13 protein-coding genes are annotated in these 25,920 nt (G+C 61.8%); 9 read left to right on the top strand and 4 right to left on the bottom strand.

All coding sequences use genetic code 11. The features are described from left to right. Window positions 1-152: 152 nt before the first annotated feature. Window positions 153-5,378 (bottom strand): Ig-like domain-containing protein, encoded by a 5,226-nt coding sequence (locus R3F07_10935; protein MEZ5276883.1) that lies wholly within the window; start codon window positions 5,376-5,378, stop codon window positions 153-155. A gap of 517 nt (window positions 5,379-5,895) precedes the next feature. On the opposite strand from R3F07_10935, the gene R3F07_10940 reads away from it, so the two are divergent. Then, window positions 5,896-6,378, top strand: a complete 483-nt coding sequence (locus tag R3F07_10940) for a transposase (protein ID MEZ5276884.1) — start codon at window positions 5,896-5,898, stop codon at window positions 6,376-6,378. A gap of 484 nt (window positions 6,379-6,862) precedes the next feature. Here R3F07_10940 and R3F07_10945 read toward each other — a convergent pair whose 3' ends face one another. Together R3F07_10945 and R3F07_10950 are read right to left on the bottom strand one after the other, a co-directional pair. Beyond that, window positions 6,863-7,945: a 3-deoxy-7-phosphoheptulonate synthase gene (locus tag R3F07_10945; protein MEZ5276885.1), complete on the bottom strand. Its 1,083-nt coding sequence runs from the start codon at window positions 7,943-7,945 to the stop codon at window positions 6,863-6,865. A 271-nt stretch (window positions 7,946-8,216) separates the two neighbouring features. Further along, window positions 8,217-9,317, bottom strand: a complete 1,101-nt coding sequence (locus tag R3F07_10950) for a sugar kinase (GenBank protein ID MEZ5276886.1) — start codon at window positions 9,315-9,317, stop codon at window positions 8,217-8,219. 314 nt (window positions 9,318-9,631) lie between these two features. Between R3F07_10950 and R3F07_10955 the strand changes: the two genes are divergently transcribed. Next, window positions 9,632-9,859, top strand: coding sequence for a hypothetical protein (locus tag R3F07_10955; protein MEZ5276887.1), 228 nt, complete (start codon window positions 9,632-9,634; stop codon window positions 9,857-9,859). Window positions 9,860-10,076: 217 nt separating this feature from the next. On the opposite strand, the gene tatC is transcribed toward R3F07_10955, so the two are convergent. After that, window positions 10,077-10,940, bottom strand: coding sequence for a twin-arginine translocase subunit TatC (gene tatC / locus R3F07_10960; protein MEZ5276888.1), 864 nt, complete (start codon window positions 10,938-10,940; stop codon window positions 10,077-10,079). Window positions 10,941-11,581: 641 nt separating this feature from the next. Between tatC and R3F07_10965 the strand changes: the two genes are divergently transcribed. The 7 genes from R3F07_10965 (at window position 11,582) to R3F07_10995 (ending at window position 25,813) form a co-directional block, all read left to right on the top strand. After that, a complete protein-coding gene (locus R3F07_10965) occupies window positions 11,582-13,645 on the top strand; it encodes an acyl-CoA dehydrogenase family protein (protein MEZ5276889.1) in 2,064 nt (687 codons plus the stop codon). Between the two features lie 213 nt (window positions 13,646-13,858). Next, window positions 13,859-15,718 (top strand): 4Fe-4S ferredoxin, encoded by a 1,860-nt coding sequence (locus R3F07_10970; GenBank protein MEZ5276890.1) that lies wholly within the window; start codon window positions 13,859-13,861, stop codon window positions 15,716-15,718. 567 nt (window positions 15,719-16,285) lie between these two features. Beyond that, entirely contained in the window at window positions 16,286-17,095 is an 810-nt protein-coding gene (locus R3F07_10975; protein MEZ5276891.1) for an electron transfer flavoprotein subunit beta, read from the top strand. 150 nt (window positions 17,096-17,245) lie between these two features. Beyond that, the gene (locus tag R3F07_10980) at window positions 17,246-18,265 is read left to right on the top strand and encodes an electron transfer flavoprotein subunit alpha (GenBank protein MEZ5276892.1); all 1,020 of its coding nucleotides are present in this window, start codon (window positions 17,246-17,248) and stop codon (window positions 18,263-18,265) included. Window positions 18,266-18,632: 367 nt separating this feature from the next. Then, window positions 18,633-19,724, top strand: coding sequence for an FAD:protein FMN transferase (locus R3F07_10985; protein ID MEZ5276893.1), 1,092 nt, complete (start codon window positions 18,633-18,635; stop codon window positions 19,722-19,724). A gap of 33 nt (window positions 19,725-19,757) precedes the next feature. Further along, window positions 19,758-20,645, top strand: coding sequence for a (Fe-S)-binding protein (locus tag R3F07_10990; GenBank protein MEZ5276894.1), 888 nt, complete (start codon window positions 19,758-19,760; stop codon window positions 20,643-20,645). 212 nt (window positions 20,646-20,857) lie between these two features. After that, the gene (locus R3F07_10995; GenBank protein MEZ5276895.1) at window positions 20,858-25,813 is read left to right on the top strand and encodes a 2-oxoacid:acceptor oxidoreductase family protein; all 4,956 of its coding nucleotides are present in this window, start codon (window positions 20,858-20,860) and stop codon (window positions 25,811-25,813) included. Window positions 25,814-25,920 lie beyond the last annotated feature (107 nt).

Raw genomic sequence — 25,920 nt, forward strand, 5'->3', positions numbered from 1 at the left:
CTTCAAGGGGGCGGCAACGGAGTGCCGCGGCTACACTCCCGATTCGATGCAGCGGCGTCGCTGTGCCGACGCCCCCTTCGATACGTCCAACGTCTCTCTCGGAATTGCTGCGCGATTTGCTGGCGAGGCGTATCAAACGGAATGACCACAGGTCATTCCGTTTGATAGACTTCAACAAGGGCGGTGCCGGTCTGACCGGCCGTGCCGGGTTGCACGATGAAGGTGTAGGCACCGGGCTCGAGCCAGAGAAGAAGGGCCGAATCCGAACTGTCCGGATCAAGCGCGAAGGCTCCCACCGTTGCGGCGACTTCAGCAATCAGCCCGGCCTGAGGATCCGACGACCAGCCACTATTGTCACCAATCGTGACATCCTCGCCATCCACCTCATGGATGAGCAGGAGACGCGTGGAGTTAAGAGCATCCGCAACCCCAAATCGGGACAGGCCCGGCCCGATACCGCGAACCAGCACCCGTTTCGGGCTGTTGCCGGAGATGACAAATCCTCCGATCAGATTCTTGCCCGCACCCACAGGTCCGCGCGTGGCAAGACTGCGCAGTTCTGAAAGCAATGGGAAGCCTTCGTCCGCGTCGTAGATTTCCACCAGGATCTCGCCTCCCAGCTGCAGACCGTCACGAATCACTGCCGAGTAAACTCCCGGACCAACCTGATGAAGCAGAGCCGCATCGGCGGAACCACGGACCAGGGGAAATGCGCCGACTTTCCGGGCGGTTTCCTCGATCCCGGGTCCATTGACCTCATCAAACCACCTTTGGTTGTCGGCGATAAGTTCGCCATTCGACTTGAGCAGCAGGACTGGATCCTCCACGGGCGTCGAGGCCCCGAAGCTCTCCAGCCCCGGACCCACTCCGCGAATCAGCACTTCCTTCGTCCCGGCGCCGTCCGTGACGAAACCCACGATCATCACACTGTTGCCGGGGTTGATATATCCCCGGGTGGACAGGTTTTCCAGACGCTGCGCGACCGGAATGTCGCTCCGTAAACCGGAGACCCAGAATCCGCCTCCTGAAGTTTTCATGAACCCCCGGGCCGAGCCGCTATCCGAATCGACCGTGATCTCAAGTACGGGATCCTCACTCGAAATATAGGCTCCCGAAACCGAAGGTTCGGCCACCAGTTCCCGTCCCGCAAAGTGCCCATCCTGCAGGACACCGAGAAAGACCTGATCATCAGGACCCAATACCAGGTAGACCCTGGTATCCACATTGCCGACACCGACGAGGCTGTAGAAAGACGAGTCTGCGGAATCGGAAACGCGGCTGCCCGACAGACGGAGAGCCGGATCCAGTACCTCGCCCTCGATGATTTCGGAACCGATCCGTGCGGTCAGGACCACCGGACCGGAAGACCCGGATCCGACGACTTGAAACTCTCCGTCCTCACCCGTTGTCAGGGCCTCCGAGAAAAACGCCGCTCCGTCTGACTCAACGTGGCCAAGAAACGCAATCGCTCCATCCGCAGCCACAAATGCGGCGAATCGCCCGACCACCAGACCATCGGCCGGATCAATGAACGAACCTCGATAGACGCCCGGAGTCGCCCCCGACGGGGCATCCACGTTGACGATGGCACTCTTGCTCAACGACGCGTTGCCTTTCAAATCATGCGCTTTGACATGAACGGTATGCGACCCCAGACCGGCCCCGACCCAATCCACTCCGAAGGGCGCTTCCGTATCCTCACCGATCAGGCTGTCGTCGACGTAGAATTCGAGACGTGATGTGCGATCCACATCGCTGGTCACGGCTTCGACGATGAGTATTCCTCCCTCGAATACATGGATTCCGTTGGTGGGACTGGTCAATGAAACGGTCAACGGCGGATCCTCGACTGAGATCGAGACCGGATCCGAGAGGACAGCATCGCCATCCAGGTCCACCGCCTGGACACGGATCAGGTGATCTCCGGCACCGGGGTTCTCCCAGACAAAGGCAAAGGGCGCCTCAAAGTCCTCCGACACTACCGCGCCATCAACCAGGAACTCCACCCGGGCGGTCCGGGCAGGCTCGCTGACCGAGGCCTCCACCGTCACCGACTGTCCGAACGCCATTACGGAACCGGAACCCGGGCTGGCGATTTCGGCCACAACCGGCAGGTTTTTCACCACCAGGGTGACCCGATCGGAATCGTACCGGGTCCCGGCCAGGTTGCGCCCTCGGGCCCGAATGGTATAGGTGCCGGTCGCAGACGGGGTCCAGCTGAACTCGTAGGGCGTGAAGTACTCCGTCTTGATCCTGGTTGAACCCGCAAAAAACTCGACGCGCTCGACGTTTTCCGTGGAAACATCGACCACCGCGCTGACCGTGACCGATTCGCCGATCCGGATCACAGCCCCGTCAACGGGAGTCGACATGGTGACTTTCAACGGTGTCGCATCGTCCACTGTGATCACCCTGGCGGTCGAATCCCGGATTGCTCCTCCGACTTCAACCACCCGCGCGATCACATCCCGGGATCCTGAAGCCGAAGGGGTCCAATCCCAGACAAACGGTGCGGAAGAGTCATCACCCACCTTCACATCGTCGGCAAGAAACTCCACCCGCTCGGTACGGCTTTCGTCACTGACTGAAGCCGCCAGATGCACGGTTTCTCCAAATTGGTAGACCTGGCCTTCCGATGGCGAGGTGAGGGAAACGGTCACCGGCGGCTCGACCACTGATACGCTTATGGTCGGTGAATCCACGCCTTCGCCGGCAGGCGAAACAGCTCTTGCCATGAGGCTGGCCGGGCCGACTCCGGAGGCCTTCCAGGACCATGCATAGGGTGCACTTGAATCTTCGCCCAACCTGGTCGAACCCCGGTAAAACTCAACCCGGGCCGGAACGGCGGATCCGCCGCTGACCGAAGCCCGTAGCGTCACCGTTTCACCCACCAGGAACGACAAACCGGCCGAAGGCGACTCCAGCACCACCCGGACATCGGGAGGGCTTTCGACGGTTATCTCCACCGGTGCCGAATTCCGGGTGTTTCCCGCGGCATCGAAGACTTTCGCTGATATCGTATGAGTCCCCGCCGCAGCCGGCGTCCAGCTGAACGCGTAGGGGCTGTAGTACTCCGATTTGATCTTCGAGCTTCCGTCAAAGAAATCCACCCGGACCGTTTCGGCGATATCGCTGACCAGCGCCTCGACCCCGATCGCCTCGCCAAAAGGATAGGAGGCCTGATCCTTTGGAACGACCAGATTGACCGTGACCGGCGGCGGCGCCACCGTGACGGTCCTCACTGCCGAGATCGTCGTCGTATTGGTGGTGCTGATGACCCGCGCGGTCAACGCATAGGTCCCCGGATCCGCCGGCATCCATGTCGCGGTGTAGGGTGCATACAATTCCTGCTTGATCCGGTTCGAGCCGACATAGAAATCGACCCGCTTGATCGCTTCGGTCGGACCGGTCACAACGGCTTCCAGATTCATCGACTCGCCCAGAACGATGGATTCATCGTCCGAAGGAGAACTCATCGATACCGACAAATGAACGACCTCGGTCACGCTGATTGTGACTGCCGCCGATTCCCGAACGGCACCGGAGGTCTCCACCGCCCATGCCGTGATTGCGTGGGATCCTGCAGTGGCACCCGACCAGGAGTAACTGTAGGGAGAAGAAGTATCCTGACCCAGTTTGATTGCCCCGGCATGGAACTCCACTCGCGCCGTCCTTGCCGGATCATTCACCAGAGCCGTCATGTTGACCGGAGATCCGACCTCGAAGACTGCACCATTCGACGGGGCCGTCAGGCTGACGGTGACGGCATCGAGAGGGGTCACCGTAAGGCGAAAGGTATCCACAACCTCCAGCGAACCGTCGCTGACCCGCACGGTGATCGTGGCATCACCGCTTTGACCCGAAGCAGGCGTCACGCTGACCGTCCGACTTTGTCCGCTTCCGGCAAAGACAATGGCACTGAGCGGCACCAGGGTTCGGTTCGTCGAATCAGCCGTCAGGACGAGACTGCTCAATGCCGTGTCGGGGTCGCCGACCGTGAAGGCGATCGGACCGGTGCTGCTGTCCTGAATTATCGTCTTGTTGGTGATATTGCTCACCGTCGGCGCGTCGTTGACCGCGCTGACCGTGACCTGGAAGGCCCGCGAGGCAGTCAGCAACCCATCAGAGACAACGACCGTGATCGTGGCTGCGCCGGAACGGTTGCCTGCCGGGTTGACCAGAACCGTGCGATCGGTGTCCGAACCGCCGAAGACAATCCCGCTGACGGGAACCAGCGTCGTGTTCGAAGAACTCGCGGAAAGAGTCAGGCTGCCATTTGCGGTTTCGCCATCCGCGACCTTGAAGGCAATCGGACCGGTCGTCGTGTCTTCATTGATCGTCTGATTCGCGATCGAGGTGATCGTCGGCGCCGTATTGGTGGGGGGTGGAGGCGGTGGTGGGGCAACGGCCTCCACCGTGACCCGGAAAGTCCGAGTTGCCGTCAACAGGCCGTCGCTGACCTGGATCGTGATGTCGGCGAATCCACTCTGGGCGGGCGCCGGAGTGACCGTCACTGTCCTGCCCCCGCCACTGCCGCCAAAGACAATACCGCTCACCGGCACCAGGGTCAGGTTCGAAGAAGTGCCGGAGAGTGAGAGGGTGCTGGTCGCGTTGTCGGAATCACCGATGGTAAATGAGATCGGACCGGTGCTTTCGTCCTGACTGATGGTCTGGTCGGCGATCGTCCCGATGGTCGGTTTGTCATTGACCGGGTTGACGGTGACCTGGAACGACCTTGAGGCCGTCAATTGACCATCGGAGACCGTGACGGTGATGATCGCAGTGCCCGATTTATTGCCCGCCGGGTTGATCTGAACAGTGCGATCCGTGCTGACCCCGCCAAAGATGATCCGACTCAACGGGACCAGGGTGGTGTTGGATGAAGCCGCAGAAAGTGCCAGACTGCCGTTGGCGGTCTCCAGATCCGTAACCTTGAAGGCGATCGGACCGGTCGTGCCGTCCTCGTTGATCGTCTGGTTCGCAATCGAAGTGATGGTGGGGGCGGTATTGGCGGGCGGAGGTGGGGGCGGTGGTGGCGCGGCCGTAACCGCATTGCTCACGTTGGTGTAGCCGGAGTTGCCGGCAGCGTTGTAGGCCCGTACCCGGTAGAAGTAGCGGGTGGCATCCGCCAGACCCGTATTCGTATAGGATACGGTATTGGCGCCGACAGTGGCGATCTGGCTGAACGCGGTGCCATCGAGGGACCGCTCGATCTTGAATCCGGTTTCGTTGTTCGAATTGTCCTTCCACGACAGGGTCAGCTGCGCGCCGGACACCGCCAGGATGCCGGCACAGAACAGGAAAAGGCCGAGAGCAGCCTTAACCCAACGGATCAACGGGGCGCATGCGGCCCGGTGTGCGAAAGAGAGCGGGGCCATCTAGGGACGCCCTCGGGAAAAGCGACCCCGATGGGAGGGGTCGGATTTCGAGAAAGCATCCATGCCTGTGAGTTGAGTCGGAAAGTGTGCAGCCATTACGGAGAGATATCAGGTTTACCCTGATGCGGGATAGGTGGTTTTGCCCAACTTGGAAGCGAAACTTACTCACATGTTCCCAATTAATTCCGTGCCCACCGCGAAGCCGCTGATAGCGGCTGACTTAGGCCGAATGTAAAAAGCTCGCGCACTGGCCATCTGACCTGACCAGAGGCCAGAAAGGCGCGCCCTCCCCGCGAGTTTCGATGTAGCCACCGCGCTGTGTCGCGGTGCCATTTGCCTCTCGGAACGCCGACACAGCGGCGTTGCTACAACAAATCCTACATGCCCGGTGTAGCCACCGCGCTGTGTCGCGGTGCCATTTGCGTAGACCGGTAGTAAGGAATGGCACTTTCAACTCGCTCCAAATGAACACTTTCGCAATGATATGGATGGATTCCGAACAGCCGAACATACTGCCATGCGAGAGAAAAAAGAACCCGATTTCCCGAAGAGGCCACCGCGACTCAAGTGGATATTCTCAGAATCACGGTCATTGTATTTTGTCACTTTCAACACTCGCCAACGGCAGTCTATTCTCGTGCATTCTGCAGTCCATGAAGCCTTTGTGACATTCTGCGAACGCGGGCATCAAAAAGGAATCGCGGTAGGTGACTATGTCATCATGCCGGACCACGTTCACCTTTTCGTTGCGTTGCCAATAAACGGGATGAATCTCGGACAATGGGTCGGTGCCTTGAAAATGGCGCTCGGCCGAACGCTGATAGATCTGGGACAGGATAAGCCTCATTGGCAGGAGGGCTTTTTTGATCGACTCCTTCGCAATGCAGACAGCTATTCGGAGAAATGGGACTATGTCCGAATGAATCCCGTTCGTAAGGGTTTGTGCGCAGCACCTGAAGACTGGACTTATCAAGGACAGATCGAAGTCCTGCGATTCTGAGCAAACGGAACGCCGGCACAGCGGCGTTGCTACAACAATTCCAACATGCCCGGTGTAGCCACTGCGCTGTGTCGCAGTGCCATTCCGTAGGAAGACCGATTCGTTTGGACTTGGACAACGGAACGCCGGCACAGCGGCGTTGCTACAGCAAATCCTTTACGCCCGGTGTAGCCACCGCGCTGTGTCGCGGTGTCATTCCGTAGAACGGTCAATTCGCTTGGGTCTTGGACAACGGAACGCCGACACAGCGGCGTTGCTACAGCAAATCCTGCACGCCCGGTGTAGCCACCGCGCTGTGTCGCGGTGCCATTCCGTAGAACGGTCAATTCGCTTTGGACTTGGACAACGGAACGCCGGCACAGCGGCGTTGCTACAGCAAATCCTTTACGCCCGGTGTAGCCACCGTGCTGTGTCGCGGTGCCATTCCGTAGAAAAATCGATTCGTTTGGGTCTTGGACAACGGAACGCCGACACAGCGGCGTTGCTACACCTTAGCTCTTGAATTCCTCCCGAACCTCCCTTGGGCGACCGCTTCAGCCAATCGTTCAAGCAACGGCACCGTGTCTTCAAAGGCCAGGCAACCGTCGGTAATGCTCTGACCATAGACGACCTTGCGGCCCCGTTTCAGGTCCTGGCGACCGCCCTTGAGGTGGCTCTCGATCATCACCCCGGCCACAGATGGCGATCCATCTGCAATCTGCCGGGCAACCGCCTCTGCCACGAAAACCTGCCGAGCGGGGTCCTTTCCGCTATTGGCGTGGCTGCAATCCACCATGATCCGTCCCGGAAGACCGGCCTCCCGCAGCCGCCCGGCCGCCGCCTCCACGCTGGGTGCATCGAAGTTCGGCCCGCTCTCGCTGCCGCCGCGCAGGACAAGGTGACAGAACGGGTTGCCGCTGGTCCCGAGCACGGCCGGCGCGCCTTCTTTGGTCAGGGACGGGAACCAATGGGGATGGGCTGCCGCGCGGATCGCGTCGATCGCGGTCTGAATGTCCCCATCAGTCCGGTTCTTGAAGCCCACCGGCATGGAAAGACCCGAGGCCAGCTCCCGATGGACCTGGCTCTCAGTTGTCCGGGCGCCGATCGCGCCCCAGGAGATCAGATCGGCAAAAAACTGCCCCAGGACGGTATCGAGGAATTCCGTCCCGGCCGGCAGGCCGATCGCCGCGACATCCAGCAGGAGTTTGCGGGCCAGCCGCAGGCCCGGGTTGATCTGAAAGCTTCCGTCCAGAAAGGGATCATTGATCAGACCCTTCCAGCCGACAACCGTCCGCGGCTTCTCAAAATAGACCCGCATGACGATGAGGAGCCGCTTGCTTAAGGCGCGGTTCACTTCGGCCAACTTGCGGGCATACTCGACGGCCGCCTCCGGATCGTGGATCGAGCAGGGTCCCACCACAACCAGCAGACGCCGATCCTCTCCTTGCAGGATGGATTCAATCGCCCGCCGACTCCTGGCCACGAATGCCGCCGCCTTTGCGGAAAGCGGCAATTCCTCCATGAGGATGCCCGGCGCGATCAAAGGCCGGGTCTGCCGGATACGGAGGTCGTCAGTCTGATGAGGCATGGGAAGCCGCTTTGCGGCGGAGATGGAAGATGGAAGATGGAAGATCGGGTCATTGAAAAGCCGTCTACCGGCGGAAATGGAACAAACAAGATGGTTCGGGAGGACACCAAGAACGGTTGAACAAAAAACCAAACCACCGGAATTCAGCAGTACTGGGAAGCCTTTTGCAGCCCTTCAGCGCGTAGCGCCTTCTTCCTTTCTAAGTGTCTCTCCCTTCCAAAAGCCGCAATCCCGATCTTCCATCTGCCATCTCCGTCGCGCAGCGACTCCCTCACCGATCCACGCGGGCGCTGCCGCCGCCGACCAGCTTTTCGACCTCGGCCAGGGACGCCATGGTGGTGTCGCCGGGGGTGGTCATGGCAAGGGCGCCATGAGCGGCGCCGTAGTTGACGGCCCGGGCGGCGTCACCCGTCGTCATCATTCCATAGATGAAGCCTGAGGCGAAGCTGTCTCCCCCACCCACCCGGTCGAGGATCTCGAGATCCTCCCGATACGTCGCCTCGTGGAACTGGCCGTCATACCAGCAGATGGCGCCCCAGGAATTGATGGTGGCCGACTTGACCGTGCGCAGCGTCGTCGCCGTCGCCTTGAAGTTCGGGAAGGCCGCGATCGCCTTCTCGATCATCTTCTTGAAGCTGTCGATCTCGATATTGGAGATGTTGTGGTCCAACCCTTCGACCTCAAAGCCGAGACAGGCCGTGAAGTCCTCCTCATTGCCGATCATGACGTCGACATACTTGGCAATCTCGCGGTTGACCTCCTGGGCGCGCTTCTGTCCGCCGATCGACTTCCAGAGGGACGGTCGGTAATTGAGGTCATAGGAAACGATCGTTCCGTATTTCTTGGCGGCCTGAACGGCCTCAAGCACAAGATCGGCCGAGCTTTCCGAAAGGGCCGCAAAAATGCCGCCGGTGTGCAGCCATCGGGCGCCAATCCTTCCGAAGATGTTATCCCAATCCACATCGCCCCGCTTCATCTGGGAGGCGGCGGTCAGTCCGCGATCGGATACACCGACCGCGCCACGGATGCCGAATCCCCGCTCGGTAAAGTTCAATCCGTTGCGGACACTGCGCCCGATCCCGTCGTATTTCACCCACTTGATGAAGTCCGTGTCGACCCCACCCTGAAGGATGAAGTCCTCAATCAGGCGGCCCACATCGTTGTCCGCAAAAGCCGTCACGACCGCGGTCTTCATCCCGAAACAACGCCGGAGGCCACGGGCCACATTGTATTCGCCGCCGCCCTCCCAGGCGCGGAAGGACCGGGCCGTCCGGATCCGGCCCTCTCCGGGGTCTAGACGGAGCATGACCTCACCGAGCGAGATCTGGTCATAACGGCAGGATTCCTTGGGACGGAGTTCGATTTGGCTCATGATTCAATCGGATGAAGTTGGAAACCCCCATTTGACCAAGAACCACCCCGACGTGCGAGAAATCTTTCTCTCGAGTTGTCAGGATTGAACTACCAAGGTGACCACGGCGACCAAGGAAGAACCTGGATGACGGCTTTGGCCGCTGGTAGTCTTTCGGGTGAGTGGCTTCCGTTCAGATTGTGCATGGAGCCGAATCGATTTCCTCCCAGGATTTCACGTTCCCTTTGTCGCCTTCGTCACCTTGGTAGTTGATTCCCCTACCGTGCCCCAAAAAACAATCGACAAGCCTGCCGGATCTCCCATTTTCTCCACAGATGCATTCGCGATCGAAAGATGGCTTTATCGTTCTCGACCTTCTGATCACGCTGGCCGTGTTTGTTTTCATGGTCTTCGTCATGAAGTCCCATGTCCCGAGCGAGAACCCCGGCATCATCCTGGTCGTCGCGATGTTCACCGCCTCCTGCTTCACCGCCGTTTTCTGGCTGGCCCTGCAGATGTTCAAGGTCGTCCTCGCTCATCAGCGGGACAAGAGCGACAAGTAGAAGGAAGGGACTGCAGTCCCGAAGATAGCAGATGGGAGATGTCCTGTGGGGAGGTTTGGCCCACTAATCCACACGAATCTGCACGAATGAGGGTAGGGGAATGGCGAGTTTGGGGTTCGAATCGAACTCATCTCGTGCTCGATTCGTGTAAATTGGTGTAGATTCGTGGGCGATCCTCCATCTCCCCTCTCCGTCCCGATCGCGCGGCGCATCGGGGCTACTTGTCCTCATCCGCTTCCGCTTCAGCTTCGGCCCGATCGGCCTCCAGGCCGTCCGCGCGGGCCCGGGCGACCCGTCCCGCCACCTGGATGGACAGTTCGTATAGCGCGATCATGGGCAGGGCCACCATGCTCTGGGTCAAAGGATCCGGAGTCGGAGTGATGATCGCGGCGATCAGGAAAAAGACCACGATCATGATCCGCCGGATCTTCTTCAACTGGGCCACCTCGACGATGCCGAGGAAGACCAGGATCTGGATGACCATGGGGAACTGGAAGGCGGCCCCCATGCCGAGCACCATCCAGCTCAACAGCCCGTAGTAGCGATCGGCCGACCAGATCAGCTCAAAATCGAGCAGCTTGTTAAAGTAGACCGAAATCTTGATCGCACTGGGGACCAGCACGAAATAGGCGAATGAGCCCCCGGCGATAAAGAGGATGAAAGACGCGATGCACGCCGGCAGGAGAATCCGGGCCTCCCGGGGATTGAGGGCCGGGGCCACGAATTTCCCGATGAAATAGAGGACAAACGGCAGGGCGCCGAAGAGTCCCCCGAGGAAACAGACCTGCAGGTAGACCGAGAAAACCGCCATCGGGGAGGTAGTGACCAGTCCCGTGCGCTCGCCGGCGTTCTCAAAAGCCCGGTTCAGCGGCCAATTCAGGACATGGGCCACATCCTTGAGGAAAACCGCCATCACCACGAAGATGATGGCAAAGACCAGAACCGACTTGCCGATTGTCCACCGCAGTTCCTCGAGATGATCGAGGAATCCCATGGAGTTGGGGTCCTTCCTCTCCTCCTCCGGTTCGGCCGGAACAATCTCGGTCGGCTCTGGAGGGGATCTGTCGCTCTCGTCGGTCATTAAATCAGGTGCACTCTGGATTATCGCCCGTTTTCCACACGGGAAGAGATCATCTGAACCGAAAGATTCCCCGGATCAAGGAATTAGCCGAGAAGCTTGTCATGAATGCACTTGGATCCTCTGGCGTTTGGTGTAGCAGCGTCGCTGTGTCGACGCTCATCAGGTCGAGTCCGCCAATGCGGATCCGGTTACTTCGCGGGCCTCACCGCGGCAGTATCATACGGCAGGCACGCCGGCACAGCGGCGTGGCTACACTTCCAGCCCTGCATTGAGGGTTCGATCGATCGCGCTAGAAATGGCGCGCCCGGCGGTCGCGCCCTACCTGAGATGCCAGATCCTATGGTAGGGACGGACCGCCGGGCCGTCCTCCGTCCTCTTTCACTTCGTTACCTCCGTTCCTTGAGCGAAGCGGGTGTGAAATCCCCTCCCCCGGCGGCCGCTGCGACCTACCGCTCCACCCTCCAACCGGACAATGAGCGGGGAGGAAAGGCCAATCCACGCGAAGACAGCGATGGTCGATCCGCTATGCTTCACGCCCACAGACGGTTGACTCAGGGATCTGGATTCCGGACGGCCAGGACGGGGTTCAGTTCTCCAGTTGGCCACCCACTTGCCCTCCCCAAAAATCAAGGATCCTCCCAATGCCTGAAACCCTGCTCCCCACCCTTCCCGGAGATGACATCCGGCAGATCATGTGGCGGTTCACCGATCGCTTTGATCTTCAGATGGCCGTCCAGAGTGCCCGCGGCGTCGCTCGGGGAACGGCGGCCCGCCTCGTCGCGGACGGATTGCGCAACACCCATGAATGGAATCCCGAGAAAGCCCGGTTGTTGACCGCCTTCGACGAGTCCGGGCTGACCGCTCTCTATATGGACGTGGACAAGGGCGGCTTCATTGAGGGTCCGAAGAACATGGCGATGTCGCTCGTCGCCTTCGAACTCTCCTGGGTCGATGCCGGCGCCGCCACCAGTTCGCTGGCCGGCAACCTCGCCCTGGCCCCCATCCACGAAAAAGGAACCGACGCCCAACGCGATTTCTACATGGGCAAATCCCTCCCACCCCAACCGGGTGAGGACCGGGTCCCGTGGAGGGGCGCCTTCGCCCTGACCGAACCCCTCCCCTTTGTCGGAGTCGATACCGGGGTCCTCAGCGGCAAGGCGCGGATCGCCGACTGGCCGGAGGGCGGCGAGCCGATCCTCCAGATCGACAAGCGGGGACGTTTCATCACCAACATGGATTTCGCGAATTTCGTGACGGCTGCCGTCGATTCCGACGACCCGCGGATCAAGGGAACCTTCATGGTCATCCTCGAGGAAACCGACCCCGGAACCTTCGATCGCGGTGCCCCCACCCTCAAACTGGTCCACCAGCTATCCTCGACCCGCGATCCCGTTTTCAGCCTGAAAGTTCCGGCCAGCCGGATCATCGGCGGCTACGAGGTCGTCGACGGCGTCATCGTCCCCAAGCACAACCACAGCGAAGTCATCGCGTCGGTCTTCCACCGGACCCGGATTCCGGTCGGCCTGATGACCGCTGCCAAGCTGCTCTCGGCAGTGGAACCGGTCATCCGCTACCAGCGCTCCCGTTTCCATGGTGGCGAATCCGGCGAAGGCAGCCCGCGCTTCGATCTCGGCCTCCAGATGAACGAAGATGTGACCCACCGCCTGATCGACGTCTGGGCCACCGGTGAAGCCGCCGCCTCGGTCGGCTTCGAGGCCGCCCGCCAGGCCGACACCTTCGATCCGATCGAACGCGCCAAAGACCGGATCTGCCGGGAGCAGGGACTGGCCGGACGGGCCCAGTTGATGGCGCTCCGCAAGAAGGAGGCGGAGGTGATCGAATACCTCGACCTCCTCTACGCCAACGAAGCCGACCGTGATGCCGCCCGCTTCGAAGCACTCGGTTCCGACATCCTTGTCCAGTTCGCCCTCATGGACGCCCGGGCCAATATCATGAACCCGGCGGTCAAACTCTGGAACACCGGAGTCGGCGCCACCATGATGCGGGAAGCCGTCGCCCTCATGGGTGGCTACGGGACGACCGAGGACTGCCCGGGCTTCCTCCCGCAGAAGTGGATGGACGCCCAGCTCGAGGCCACCTACGAGGGCCCCGAAGCGGTCCAGCGCCGCCACCTCACCCTCGGCATGACGAGCACCATCTTCCGGCACGAATTCAATCTTTGGATACAACGCCTGGATCAGCTCTCCGAATCCGAAGCCGCCTGCGGCCCCGGGACACTCGCCGCCGCCATGAGGATGTGGGCCTGGACGATTGATTTCCTCCACACCCACAATGATCCCTCCGGCAAGAAGCTCTACCACGGAAAACGCCAGGGGGTGACCTTCCCGGTCGCAGATGCCCTCTGTTGGCTCCTCTCGGCACGGCACTTCCTCGAAGACGTCCTCGAGCTCAAGAACAAAGGCGCGGAGAATCCGGTTCTGGCCGGATCCATCGACGGGTATGCCGCCTTTTATGCCGACCTCTGCCACGTCCAGGCTACCCGCGCGGCCGGTGAAGCCTCCCGAATCTGCGCCACCCTGGTTTTTGGCTTCCAGGAATCGATCGATGATGGGGATCTCGCCGCCTTCACCGCAATGCGCGATGCGGTCGACCGTTCCTTCGCCGGCTCCGAACTGGCCCGCGCCCGCGCCGCCCAGGCCCTGACGAGCATCATGATCCCCGAGGCCCTCGACTACCCGGCCTGAATCGAATGTTCCCCGGATGAGAAGGTTGCAGCATAGATCACAAGTTGTAGCCGCGGCAGTCTCTTGCCGCGAACCCACGTGGATACGCCCCAAGAGACTGGGGCGACTACACCAAACAGAACGACGAGCAGGAAGCGTCAGTTCCGACCAGAGAAACCGGTCTGGCCTGGCGGTATTCCCGCCTGTTCCCTTCGAGCTGCGGGATTGATCAAAATGGAAGCAACCGAGAACACCCCACCGGCCTTTGACCGGCAGTCGATGCCGGTGGACATCGCCTGCGTCGGTTTCGGCCCCGCCACCGGGGCGTTCCTGACCACCCTGCAGCGTGGACTCCTCAACCCGGATGGGACGCCGACTGTTGAGAGCGCCGTCATGCCGGGCATGCCCCCGCAGGTCATCTGTTACGAGCGGGCCGACGACCTCGGCTTCGGGGTCTCCGGTGTGGTCACGGAGGGTCGGTCCATCCGGGAGAGTTTTCCGGAGCTCGATCTAAGCCAGATTCCGATGGCGACGGAGGTCCGGCACGAAGAAATCGTTTACCTGCTTGATCCCATCGGCGCCTCGCGACGGTCGGCCTTTCTCAAGGCGGTGGACGCCCTTGTCCGCCCCTTCGCCCGGAATCACGGCGTCGTTCTCCCCTGGATTCCGCCCTTTCTCCGCAAGGAGCCGGGGATGATCTTCTCCATGGGCCAGTTCTGCCAATGGGTGGGCCAGCAGGTCACGGCCGACGGCACCATCCAGGTCTGGCCGGGCACTCCGGTTGGCGAAGCACTGATCGATGATCACCGGGTCCGGGGTGTGCGTCTGCTTGACCAGGGTGTCGACGCCGCCGGCAATCCCACCGTTGGATTCATGCCCGGGATGGACATCGAGGCCGCCCTCACCGTGGTGGGCGACGGCCCCTACGGCCCGGTCGGCCGCCAGCTCGATGCCCATTTCGGGATGCCGGAAGGACACCACGGTCGCGACTGGGCGGTCGGGATGAAATTCGTAATTGATCTACCCGAATCCTGCACGCTCGAACCCGGCACCGTCATCCACACCCTCGGATTTCCGGAGCCCGAAATCTTCGGCTTCCTCTACGTTCACCCGAACCGGGTCGCCGGATGCGGCATCTTTGTGCCCTCCTGGTTCCAAAACCCTGCCCGCACCGCCTATCGCTACCTCCAGCACTGGATGTTGCACCCCTGGCTCTGGAAGCACCTGCAGGGTGGGACCCTGCGCAGCTGGGGGGCCAAATCAATCGCCGAGTCCGGCCGGAAGGGCGAACCCCACCTGGTCGGCGACGGCTATGCCCGGATCGGTGAAGGTTCCGGCAGCACCAATGTCCTGAAGAACTCCGGAGTCGACGAGGCTTGGGCCACCGGAACCCAACTCGGTGAAGCCGTCCTCGAGTTGCTCAAGGCAAAGAAGCCCTTCACCCGGGAAAACCTGGAAGCCACCTACGTGACAAGGCGCCGCGCCAGCTGGCTGGAGACCGAATTGCGCAAGGCCGAACATGCCCGCAACGGCTTTCAAAAGGGATTTGTCCGGGGCCTGATCGGCACCGCCCTGGCGGGACTCTCCGGCGGACATCTGCATCTGGGTGGCGAGATCCGGCGACCCGCGGATCACGTGCCGACCTTTGAGGACTATTGCCGGGGTCGGATCGACCCGGCCGAGATCGCCGGCATCCGCGCAGAATGTGAAGCCAAAGGCGTCGCCCTTCACGACGCCCTGATGAACCGCGTCGGCTGGCCGGAAATCCCCCTCGATGGCCAATTGCTCGTCTCCCAGCAGGATGCCCTCCTCATGGGCGGCAAGGTCCAGGCTCCCGGCGGCTACGCCGACCATCTTTCGTTTTACGACACGGCAACCTGCGAGGCCTGCTCGGTCCGCATCTGCGTCGAGGCCTGCTCGGGCCAGGCCATCATGACCAACCCCGATGGGGGCATCCCGCTTTTCGATCGGGAAAAGTGCGTTCATTGCGGCGCCTGCCTCTGGAACTGCTCCCACTCCCACCCCACCGACCCGGAACGCGGCAACGTCAACCTTCAGGCCAGCACCGGTGGATTCCATTCAGCCGAAAACTGATCCGGATGTTTTCTCAGGATCGCGAAAAATACAAACAACCAGACTGTAGGAGAGGCTTTACGCCTCGATCTCAAAGCCCGACAAACAGCGGAAGAAAACTACTACCGAGCTACAAGCGACATGACCGCAAGAGCCCAAGAATCAATGAATGAAAGGACTGACTTGAATAACCATCTTGAGAGCTTTTCAGGCTGCATCGCAGGCTGTAGCCGCGGCAGTCTCTTGCCGCGAATCCGCGTCGGTGCGCCCCAAGAGACTGGGGCGACTAGCCCTGAAATGACCTCATCTGGATTCTCTCCGGGACTGACCTGATTCGATTTCATCCCAATCATCATATTGCCTTCTCCCTTCGATTCTTTCGTTCCTTCGAGTGTTCCGGTTCACTCCGTGCCCGGACTGGTCGCTCGCTCGGTACAATTCGTCCAGAGACCCTAACATCCTTCCACTGCAATCGAGGCATAAAGCCTCTCCTACAGGAGACAATCGAGGCGTAAAGCCTCTCCTACACGAGACCCTTCGTGCGACTTCGTGTCCTTCGTGGACCATTAACCTCCTCCTTCTCCAAACATGCCACACACCTTCCAAATCGTCGTCTGCGGGGGCATCGTGCCCAACCCGCTCCAGGCCCTCGAACCAGTCGCAGGACCAACCGGTCCGGGCCTGAAGAATGAAATGATGCTTCCCGCCGTGCTCGACCCCTGGTCCTGGCACGCCCTCTTCGAAGCCGCCGACCTCGCCAAACGACACCCCGGCAGCAAGGTCTGGCTGGTCAGCCTGAGCCCAAAAGCCAAGCTCCAACAGGTCATGATGAGCGTGGCCCAAAAAGCGGCCTTCGAGCTTGTGGTGGTCGACGGCCCCTCGACCGGATTTGTTGATGCCGCCGAGACCGCGAAAGCCCTCGCTGAGGCGATCCAGGCCATCCCGGGACTCGACCTCTCCCGGCTCCTGCTTTTCGGTGGCTGGCAATCCGCCTCCCGGGGCACCGGAGCCGTCCTCCAGATGATCGGCGAAACGCTCGGAATCCATGAACAGTTCCAGGGAGTCGATCACCTGACCGTCGGCGATGACGGCTCCCTCGAGATCCTCGAGCGGATCGAGGGCGGCGCCTGGCAGAAATCGCAATGCGCCGGAACCCCCGCCGTTCTCGGCTGGGCCACCGGCAATCTGCCGGAACCCCCGAACAATCCGCAGATCGGCATGCAGAACATGCGATTGATCATGCCGGCCCTGCAGAAGGCCCGCCCGGCCGGACTGAAAGGCGAAGGACTGGCCTATGTCTCGGTCGAGTCACCGAAGCAACGCCGGGAAACGCGTATCGAGAAAGACATGACGCCCGAGGCCATCGCCGACGAACTCGTCGCCTGGCTGAAGAGCTGAACCCACCAACTGCAACCCCATCCCAAAACCATCAATCTCTCCAATCCCACTCTTTCGTTTGGTGCAGCCGCCCCGGCCCCCTGGGGCGGAAGACTCGAAACGATATCCCGGCAGGAGACTGCCGGGCCTACACCCGCTTAACCCATTGTCATGAATAACAGGATACTCTGGATCGGATTCACCGACGAAAACGGCGCCCTCGACAAGGCCGCGCTCGAAGCCCTGACCGCGGCCCGCACCATGGCCGACGGACTCGGGAGCGAACTGTTCGCCGGACTGATCGGGCCCGCCATCGCCGACGCGGCCACCCAGGCCGGCGGGACTGGAGCCGTCTCCGTCCTTGGCCTGACCGGCGAAGCCTGGGCCGCTCCCCGCTACGCCTCCGACGTGGCCGGCTGCGAACGACTGGCCCGCGAGACCGAAGCCGGCGTGGTCGTCGCCGCGGCCAATTCCCGTTTCAGCCGGGTCTGCGCCGGGCTGGCCCAGCGACTCAGCGGTCGCGTCGACACCCAGGTCACCCAGATCACCACGGATGGGAGTAACCTCTCGGTTTCGCGCTGGTTCTACCGCCAAAGGATGATCGGCACCCTCTCGCGGACGACCCGCCCCTGGGTCCTCTCCATCGCCCCCGGCAGCTTCGCTCCCGCCGCTCCGGGCGAGACCACCGTGACTCCGCTTGAAGCCGGTAAGATGTCCTCTCGCACAACGGTGCTGGGGATCGAGGCCGGAACCGCCGGGGCCCAGACCATCCGGCCCGATGCCGACACGCTGCTCGTTGCCGGCGCCGGATGGACCAAGAAGCAGGCCGATGGAGCGGTTCACACCGATGTGGCTGCGCAGCTCATCCTCGACTTCGTTGAAAAGACCCGTGGATCCCTCGGAAGCTCGAAATCCATGGTCGACCTGGCCTCCGAAGGGCAGGCTGTCCTGCCTTTTCTCACTCACCTCCACCAGATCGGACAGACCGGAGCCAGCCCCAGACACACCAAGGGTCTCGCCACCTGCTGTCACGGCGAGGAACCCCATGCCGTCGGCTGGCGCTTCATCAACGAACGCCGCGCCATCAACACCGACGCCAATTGCGGCTGGGCCCAGGGCAAAGCCGACGTCCTCTACGTGGCCGACGCCTTTGAGGTCATGAAGCAGGTGAACGCGAAGCTGGGGAGCTGAAAATCAGGGTATGCGCGGATCGACTCGCAACCTGTAGGAGAGGCTTCATGCCTCGATCAACCACCAGATCGAGGGATAAACCCTCTCCTACACAGGAAACTCATAATCCTGAACAGCCGGACACTTCCGTTTCGACCCGGTGCGCATACTTTGCTAATGATTCAGCAGTACTTGGCATCGTCTTGAGCATGACCCTGCCGCCTGCTAACAGATTCGCTTATCAGGAGATTAGCAGGTCCCGTGTTCCCACCATCACAACGCTCGACGACCCCCCTCCACGCCCGACGCGGCACGGATCGGCAGGAGCCTGTGACCGCTTCCGGGAATTCCTCCTCCCCACTGCCCCGTTTTCGACCCAGGTCCGCCCATGGCTGATAATTCCACCAACACCCCCGGAGCCGACTCCCTTCGTCGTGGTCCGATGAAACGCCGGATGTTCATTACTTGTCTGGTCGGGACCGCCGCCATCGGCTGGTCCGTCCTCAAACTGAAGGGCACCCGGTCGGCCCACGTCCCGGGAGGCGCCCTGCCGGGCACCTCCGGAACCCGCAAGCTGTTCAAAATCACCCGAACGACCCGCGCCCTCGGCACCGGAGTTTCCCTCACGGTCCTCCATTCCGACCGCGCCGCCGCCGAAGAGGCGATCGCCGACGCCTTCCGTGAACTCGGCCGGGTGGAGGACATCATGAGCCTCTACCGCCCGGAAAGTCAGCTTTGTCAGCTCAACCGGGAAGGTCTGCTCGATCATCCCCATCCCTACCTGATCGAAGTCCTCCAATCGGCCCGCAATCTTTCCGAGGTCACCGATGGTGCCTTCGACGTGACGGTTCAGCCCCTCTGGCAGCTCTACGACGAGAACGCGAGGGCGGGCACCCTGCCCACTCAAGAGGCAATCCGCAATGCCCTCGCGACGGTGGATTGGCGCCGCGTCGAGATCGGACGGGACCAGGTGCGGATCAACGGCAGCGGCACCCGGATCACCCTGAACGGCATCGCCCAGGGCTATGCGGCCGACACGGTTAAGCGCGTCCTGGGCGAGCACGGCATCCGCAGCGCCCTGATCGACACCGGAGAGATCGACGCGATCGGACAAACATCGGGCGATCGGGACTGGACAATCGGGATCAAGCATCCCCGCAAGATGGGTGAATTCCTCAGCCTGGCCGCCCTCCAGAACCGGGCATTGGCCACCTCAGGAGACTACGAGACCAAATTCAGCGATGACTACCGCCTGAATCACCTGCTCGACCCGAAGACCGGCCGTTCTCCCGATGAACTCTCGAGCGTCTCGATCGCCGCGCCGACCGCGCTGCAGGCGGACGCCCTCTCCACCGCTGTCTTCATCCTCGGCATGGCCGAGGGACGGCGACTGGTCGAATCGACCCCAGGAACCGACGCGCTTTTCGTCACGAAACTAGGCCAGGTGGAACGCACCGCCGGATTCCCGATTGTCGGCTGATCCCGATCGATTCGAGCTGAGAGAGGCGTCACCGTGATCGAAAACCTGACATCGTCCATTCCCGGCGTCCTCATCTTCATGGGGGGCCTCGGCTTTGTTCTGGCCGCGGTCATCGCCTTTGCCAACCGCAAGCTCTACGTGCCCGAAGATCCGCGGGTCGAAGAGGTCGAAGGGATGCTCCCGGCGACCAATTGCGGCGCCTGCGGCAGCCCGGGTTGCCGGGCCTTCGCCGAAGCCTGCGTGAGCGGAAAAGCCAATCCCGCCCAATGCTCGGTCAGTTCCCGCGACATGGTGGCCTATATTGCCAACTACCTCGGAGTCGAGGTCGGCAATGAGGAAAAGAAGGTCGCCCGCCTTGCCTGCGCCGGAGGCAATCACGTCGCCCGGATGAAGGCGGAATATGCCGGCATGAAGACCTGCCGGGCGGCCGTGGCCGCCGGCGGCGGCGGCAAGGCCTGTGTCTGGGGCTGCCTCGGGCTGGCCGACTGCGAGGTTTCCTGCGATTTCGACGCCATCACCATGGACCGTCACGGACTGCCGGTCGTCGACGAGGACAAGTGCGTGGCCTGCAACGACTGCGTGGTGGCCTGTCCGCTCGGGCTTTTTTCCCTCCAGCCGATCAGCCACAAGCTGTGGGTTGCCTGCAAAAGCCTGGCCGAAGGCGACGAGGCCCTCGCCGATTGCGAAGTGGCCTGCACCGGTTGTGCCCGCTGCGCCGCCGACGCCCCCGACGGCCTCATCACCATCAGGAACAACCTCGCAGTCATCGACTACTCAAAGAACCGCCTGGCCTCACCCCTGCCCATCCAGCGCTGCCCCACCGGCGCGATCGTCTGGCTGGAGAAAAACACGGTGACCAAGGGAGCCGCCGCCAAGCGGATCATTCGCCAGGAGCCCCTCCCGATCAAACCCGACCGCTGATGAACCACCGGACAGACATTCTCCTTTCGGGTGTAGCCACTTCGCTGCGTCGAAGTGTCCTCACGACCGGCCGGAACGCCGACAAGGCCTCGTTGCCACATCTTCATTGGCCGGCGGACCTGCAGCCGGAAATGCCCCCGACTGAGCACTGACTTCGAGGGACTTTCACCCTTCCCCCTTTTACAAGAGCAAACGTTTCAACCACCAAAGTCATGGTTTCTCAAAACAAGAAAGTGAAGTATCCCGGGATCCCTGTTGCCATGGACGGCAACACCGCCGTCATCATGTGCGAGCGGGAATCGACCGACGCCGCGGGAGCCTATCCGATCACGCCCTCCACCCAGATGGGTGAATACTGGGCCGAGGAAACCGCCAAGGGTCATATCAATATTTCGGGCCGGCCGCTTATCTTCATCGAGCCCGAAGGAGAACACGCCGCCGCCGGTGTGACCGCCGGCATGGCCATGAGTGGCCTGCGCGCGTCCAACTTCTCTTCCGGCCAGGGTATCGCCTACATGCACGAGTCGCTCTACGGCGCGGTCGGCAAGCGGCTTCCCTATATCCTCAATATCGGTTGCCGGGCCCTGACCAAGACCAGCCTGAACGTCCACGCCGGGCACGATGACTACCACCTGATGGACGATACCGGATTCTTCCAGGTGCTCGGCCAGAGCGCCCAGGAAGCGGCCGACCTCAACATCATCTCCCGAAAGATCGCCGAGCTCTCCCTGACCCCCGGCGCCGTGGGCCAGGATGGATTCCTGACCACCCACCTGATCGAGACCCTCCTGCTCCCCGAGCGCGAACTGATCGCGGAATACCTCGGCCGTCCCGACGACATCATCGATTCGCCGACGCCCGCCCAGCGGATGCTCTACGGCGAAAAGCGCCGCCGCATTCCAATTCTCTGGGACATGGACAATCCGGCCATCTCCGGCCCGGTGCAGAACCAGGAATCCTACATGCAGTCGGTCGCCGCCCAGCGCCCCTATTTCTTCGAACACATCGCGGCCATCGCCGACCAGTGCATGGTCGAATTCACCGACCTGACCGGCCGCCCCTATGCCCGCGTCTCCACCTTCAAGTGCGAGGATGCCGACTACCTCGTCATTGCCCAGGGCAGCATCATCGGGACGGCTGAGGCCGTCGCCGACTACCTCCGCGAAACCCGCAAACTGAAGATCGGCGTGGTCAACCTGACCATGTATCGTCCCTTCCCCGGCGATCTCCTCGGACACATCATCAAGGGCCGCAAGGGCGTCGTCGTCCCCGAGCGCACCGACCAACCCCTGGCCGAGGACCTCCCGGTCATCCGTGAGGTCCGCGCCACCATCAGCAAGTGCGTCGAAAACGGCATGACCCCCAAGGGTGAAAGCCTCCCCTATCCGAAATACGCCTCCTACAAGAATCCGGGCGACGCTCCGCCGCTTTACTCGGGATGCTTCGGCCTCGGAAGTCGCGACCTCCAGCCCGAAGGCATCGTCGGCGCCATCGAGAACATGCTGCCGACCGGGCTGCGGAAGAAATTCTTCTACCTTTCCGTCGATTTCATCAGCAAGAAGCCGACCTCCCCGAAGAATGAAATCCACCAGCAGGCGCTCCTTGAGAGCTATCCCGCGATCAAGGATCTCGCGGTCAAGGGGAGCGAGAACCCGAATCTCCTGCCCAAGGGAGCCATCACCGTCCGGATGCACTCGGTCGGTGGCTGGGGTGCGATCACCACAGGCAAGAACCTCGCGATCACGCTGAACGAACTGCTCGGTTACGACATCAAGGCCAATCCCAAGTACGGCTCCGAAAAGAAGGGGCAGCCCACCACTTACTACCTCTCGGCCGCTCCCGAAAAGATCCGGATCAACTGCGAATACAACTTCGTCGACGCCGTTCTTTCACCCGACCCCAACGTCTTCAGTCACTCGAACCCGCTCTTCGGACTGAAAAAAGGCGGCACCTTCATCATCCAGAGCGAACTCACCAATCCCGAGGAGGTCTGGCGGACCTTTCCCGTCCACTCCCGCAAGTACATCATCGATCAGGGCATCAAGGTCTGCTACCTCGACGCCTTCCAGATCGCCCGGGACGAGGCGACCGACCCCGAACTGCAGTTCCGGATGCAGGGTATCGCCTTCCAGGGCGCCTTCTTTGCCGGTTCCACCCTGATGCAATCCGCCGGCCTGACCGAGGAATCCCTTTTCAAGGCGATCCGCGACCAGGTGACCCACAAGTTCGGGAGCAAGGGCGCCCGGGTGGTCGAGGACAACATGCGTGTCGTGCGCCGCGGATTTGACGAGCTCAAGACCATCACCGAGATGACCCTGGGCACCGAGGCCGAGGCCGTCGCCATGCGCAAGGAAACCAATCTTCCCGTCATGCTGAAGCGGATACCCGCGAGCACCGACCCGAAGACCGACATCCACCGGTTCTGGGAGCAGAGCGGCAGCTTCTACCAGGGCGGCCAGCCCAACGACCAACTGGCCGATCCCTTCATGGCGCTCAGCCTGATGCCGGCCAATACCGGTGTCTACCGGGACATGACCCAGATCCGCTTCACTCATCCGGTCTGGCATCCGGAAAAGTGCACCGCCTGCAGCGAATGCTTCACCATCTGCCCGGACAGCGCCATTCCCGGCCTGGCCTGCACCATCGCGGACGCCTTCGAAACCACGCTCAAACGGGTGCGCAAAAGCGGCCACGAGGCCAAGCTGCTCCCGGGCGCGGTCCGCACCGTCGAGAAGAAGATGCGGGCCATCGCGGCCAGCGCGACCGGTGACAATGCCAGCATCGACGTCACCCCGATCCTCGATCTCGCCATCGACGAGACCATCTCCGAAGCCAACGGCGACGGCGAAGCCCTGAAACAGGAGTTCGGCTGGTTCCGCGAGTCCATGGGCGCCTTCAAGTTCGCCCTGACCAAGCCCTACTACGACCAACGGGAGAAGAAACAGAAGGGAACGGGCGGCCTCTACGCCATCACGATCAATCCGTACACCTGCAAGGGCTGCATGCTCTGCATCGATGTCTGCGAAGACGGAGCGCTGACCGTCGAGACCCAGACCCCCGCCTCGGTCAAGAACCTGCGATCGGAGTGGGACTACTGGATGGATCTCCCGACCACTTCACCCGACTTCATCCGGATCGACGACATCGACGAAAAGATCGGCGCCCTCGAGACCATGCTGATGGACAAGTCGGTCTATTCGTCGATGGCCTGCGGCGACGGCGCCTGCACCGGCTGTGGCGAGAAATCGATCCTCCATCTTTTCACCGGAACGATTACCGCGCTGATGCAGCGGCGCGTCCGCAAACATGTCGCGACGATCGACGACCTCATCCGCCGCCTCGAGCTGCACATCAAGGGCAAGCTGGCCGACACCGTCGACATCTCCAACCTCGCCGCCATCCAGAAGGCCGTCTCCTCGCATCGCGAGCGCGACCTGAAGTTCTCCGAGCTGGCCGAGGTGCTCGACGAGGGCAAGGGTGGCACCCCGCTCGATCAGGAATGGCTGAGCTGGGTGAGCAATCTCCTCTCCAAGTTGAAGGACCTGAAGTGGCGCTATGAGTCCGGACCGACCCTGAACGGCCGGGCCAGCCTCGGCTTCATCAATGCGACCGGGTGCTCCTCGGTCTACGGCAGCAGCTTCCCCTACAATCCCTATCCCTTCCCCTGGTCGAATCACCTCTTCCAGGACGCCGCCTCCGTCTCGCTCGGCCTCTTCGAAGGCCACATGCGGCAGATGGGCGACGGCTTCAAGGCGATCCGGATGGCCGAGGCTGAACTGACCGGCAAGGAGAGCTTCCAGAAGATCGAAAAGGATCTCGAATACTTCGACTGGAAGAGCTTCACCGACGAAGAATATCTCCTCTCGCCGCCGGTTGTGGCGGTCGGCGGAGACGGCGCCATGTTCGACATCGGCTTCCAGAACGTGTCCCGGGCCCTCATGACGGGCCGTCCGATCAAGATCTTCGTCCTGGACACCCAGGTCTACTCCAACACCGGAGGTCAGGCCTGCACCTCGGGCTTCATCGGCCAGGTCTCCGACATGGCCCCCTACGGCAAGGCGTGGAAGGGCAAGACGGAGATCCGCAAGGAGATGGCGCTGATCGCGGCCGCTCACCGGACCTCCTTCATCCTCCAGGGCAATGTCGCCAACACCACGCACCTGATCGAAGGCTTCATCGACGGTCTCAACGCCCGCCGTCCCGCCCTCTTCAGCATCTACGCGGTCTGCCAGCCGGAGCACGGAGTGCCCGACAACAGCACCGCCCAACGCAGCAAGATGGCCCTCGAATCACGGGCTTACCCGCTCATCCGCTTCGACCCCGATGCGGGCGGATCCTGGGAAGAGTGCATCAGCTTGGACGGCAATCCGGCCGTCGACGAGGACTGGCCGGTCTACAAGCTGGACTACGTCGACGATGAAGGTAAAGCGCAGCAGATGGAGCTGCCGATGACCTTCGCCGATTTCGCGGTTCAGGAAGGCCGGTTCCGCAAGCACTTCCGGGTCGCGCCCACCGATACCTGGAACGACAACATGGTTCCCCTGGCCGAGTTCATCGAGATGGCCGAGGACGACCGCGAAGGTCTCTTCCCCTATATCTGGACGGTGAACAAGAAGAACCAGCTGATGCGGGTCCTCGTCGCCGCGGAGATCGTCCGCTCAACCGAGGAACGACTCGGCTACTGGAAGACGCTCAAGGGCCTCGCCGGCATGCTCAACAAGGTCGATCCCGAAGTGATCGCCCGTCAGATCAGGGCCGAGACTGCCCAGAAGCTCGCCTCCGGTCTCATGTCGATGCTGACCGGCGGAGCCACCGCGCTGCCCGGCCTGCTCGACCTGCCCGCACCGAAGCCGGCCCCGGCGGCCGGCGGCAACGGCGGCGCCGCTCCCGCACCCGCACCCGCCCCATCCGCAGACGGCTTCGAGGCCGCCTGGATCAACCAGGCCGAGTGCACCTCCTGCGACGAATGCATCAACATCAACGGCAAGATCTTCGCCTACGACGAGAACAAGAAGGCCTTCGTCAAGGATGCCCGGGGCGGTCCCTACAAGGACATCGTCCGGGCGGCCGAGAAGTGCACCGGGCGCTGTATCCATCCGGGCACGCCGGCCGATCCATCGGAAAAGGGCGTGGATAAGCTGATCAAACGGGCGGAGAAGTTCCAATAAACGGAATGGACGAAACCGGACAGATTCAGGGACAACTGAGCGAACTCGTGCACACCTCGGATGGAAATCCATTTGGAGGGCGGTCCTCCCGGGCCGCCAGACGGGAC

This window comes from Opitutaceae bacterium, from assembly GCA_041395105.1.
In the GTDB taxonomy this organism is placed as follows: Bacteria; Verrucomicrobiota; Verrucomicrobiia; order Opitutales; family Opitutaceae; genus B12-G4.

What these genes read in the sequence shown, in the direction of transcription:
- R3F07_10945 (MEZ5276885.1), bottom strand. Translation starts at nt 7,945, where the DNA reads ATGCCTCATCAGACTGACGACCTCCGTATCCGGCAGACCCGGCCTTTG.
- R3F07_10955 (MEZ5276887.1), top strand. Translation starts at nt 9,632, where the DNA reads ATGCATTCGCGATCGAAAGATGGCTTTATCGTTCTCGACCTTCTGATC.
- R3F07_10950 (MEZ5276886.1), bottom strand. Translation starts at nt 9,317, where the DNA reads ATGAGCCAAATCGAACTCCGTCCCAAGGAATCCTGCCGTTATGACCAG.
- R3F07_10965 (MEZ5276889.1), top strand. Translation starts at nt 11,582, where the DNA reads ATGCCTGAAACCCTGCTCCCCACCCTTCCCGGAGATGACATCCGGCAG.
- R3F07_10970 (MEZ5276890.1), top strand. Translation starts at nt 13,859, where the DNA reads ATGGAAGCAACCGAGAACACCCCACCGGCCTTTGACCGGCAGTCGATG.
- R3F07_10975 (MEZ5276891.1), top strand. Translation starts at nt 16,286, where the DNA reads ATGCCACACACCTTCCAAATCGTCGTCTGCGGGGGCATCGTGCCCAAC.
- R3F07_10940 (MEZ5276884.1), top strand. Translation starts at nt 5,896, where the DNA reads ATGCGAGAGAAAAAAGAACCCGATTTCCCGAAGAGGCCACCGCGACTC.
- R3F07_10980 (MEZ5276892.1), top strand. Translation starts at nt 17,246, where the DNA reads ATGAATAACAGGATACTCTGGATCGGATTCACCGACGAAAACGGCGCC.
- R3F07_10995 (MEZ5276895.1), top strand. Translation starts at nt 20,858, where the DNA reads ATGGTTTCTCAAAACAAGAAAGTGAAGTATCCCGGGATCCCTGTTGCC.
- R3F07_10935 (MEZ5276883.1), bottom strand. Translation starts at nt 5,378, where the DNA reads ATGGCCCCGCTCTCTTTCGCACACCGGGCCGCATGCGCCCCGTTGATC.
- R3F07_10985 (MEZ5276893.1), top strand. Translation starts at nt 18,633, where the DNA reads ATGGCTGATAATTCCACCAACACCCCCGGAGCCGACTCCCTTCGTCGT.
- tatC (MEZ5276888.1), bottom strand. Translation starts at nt 10,940, where the DNA reads ATGACCGACGAGAGCGACAGATCCCCTCCAGAGCCGACCGAGATTGTT.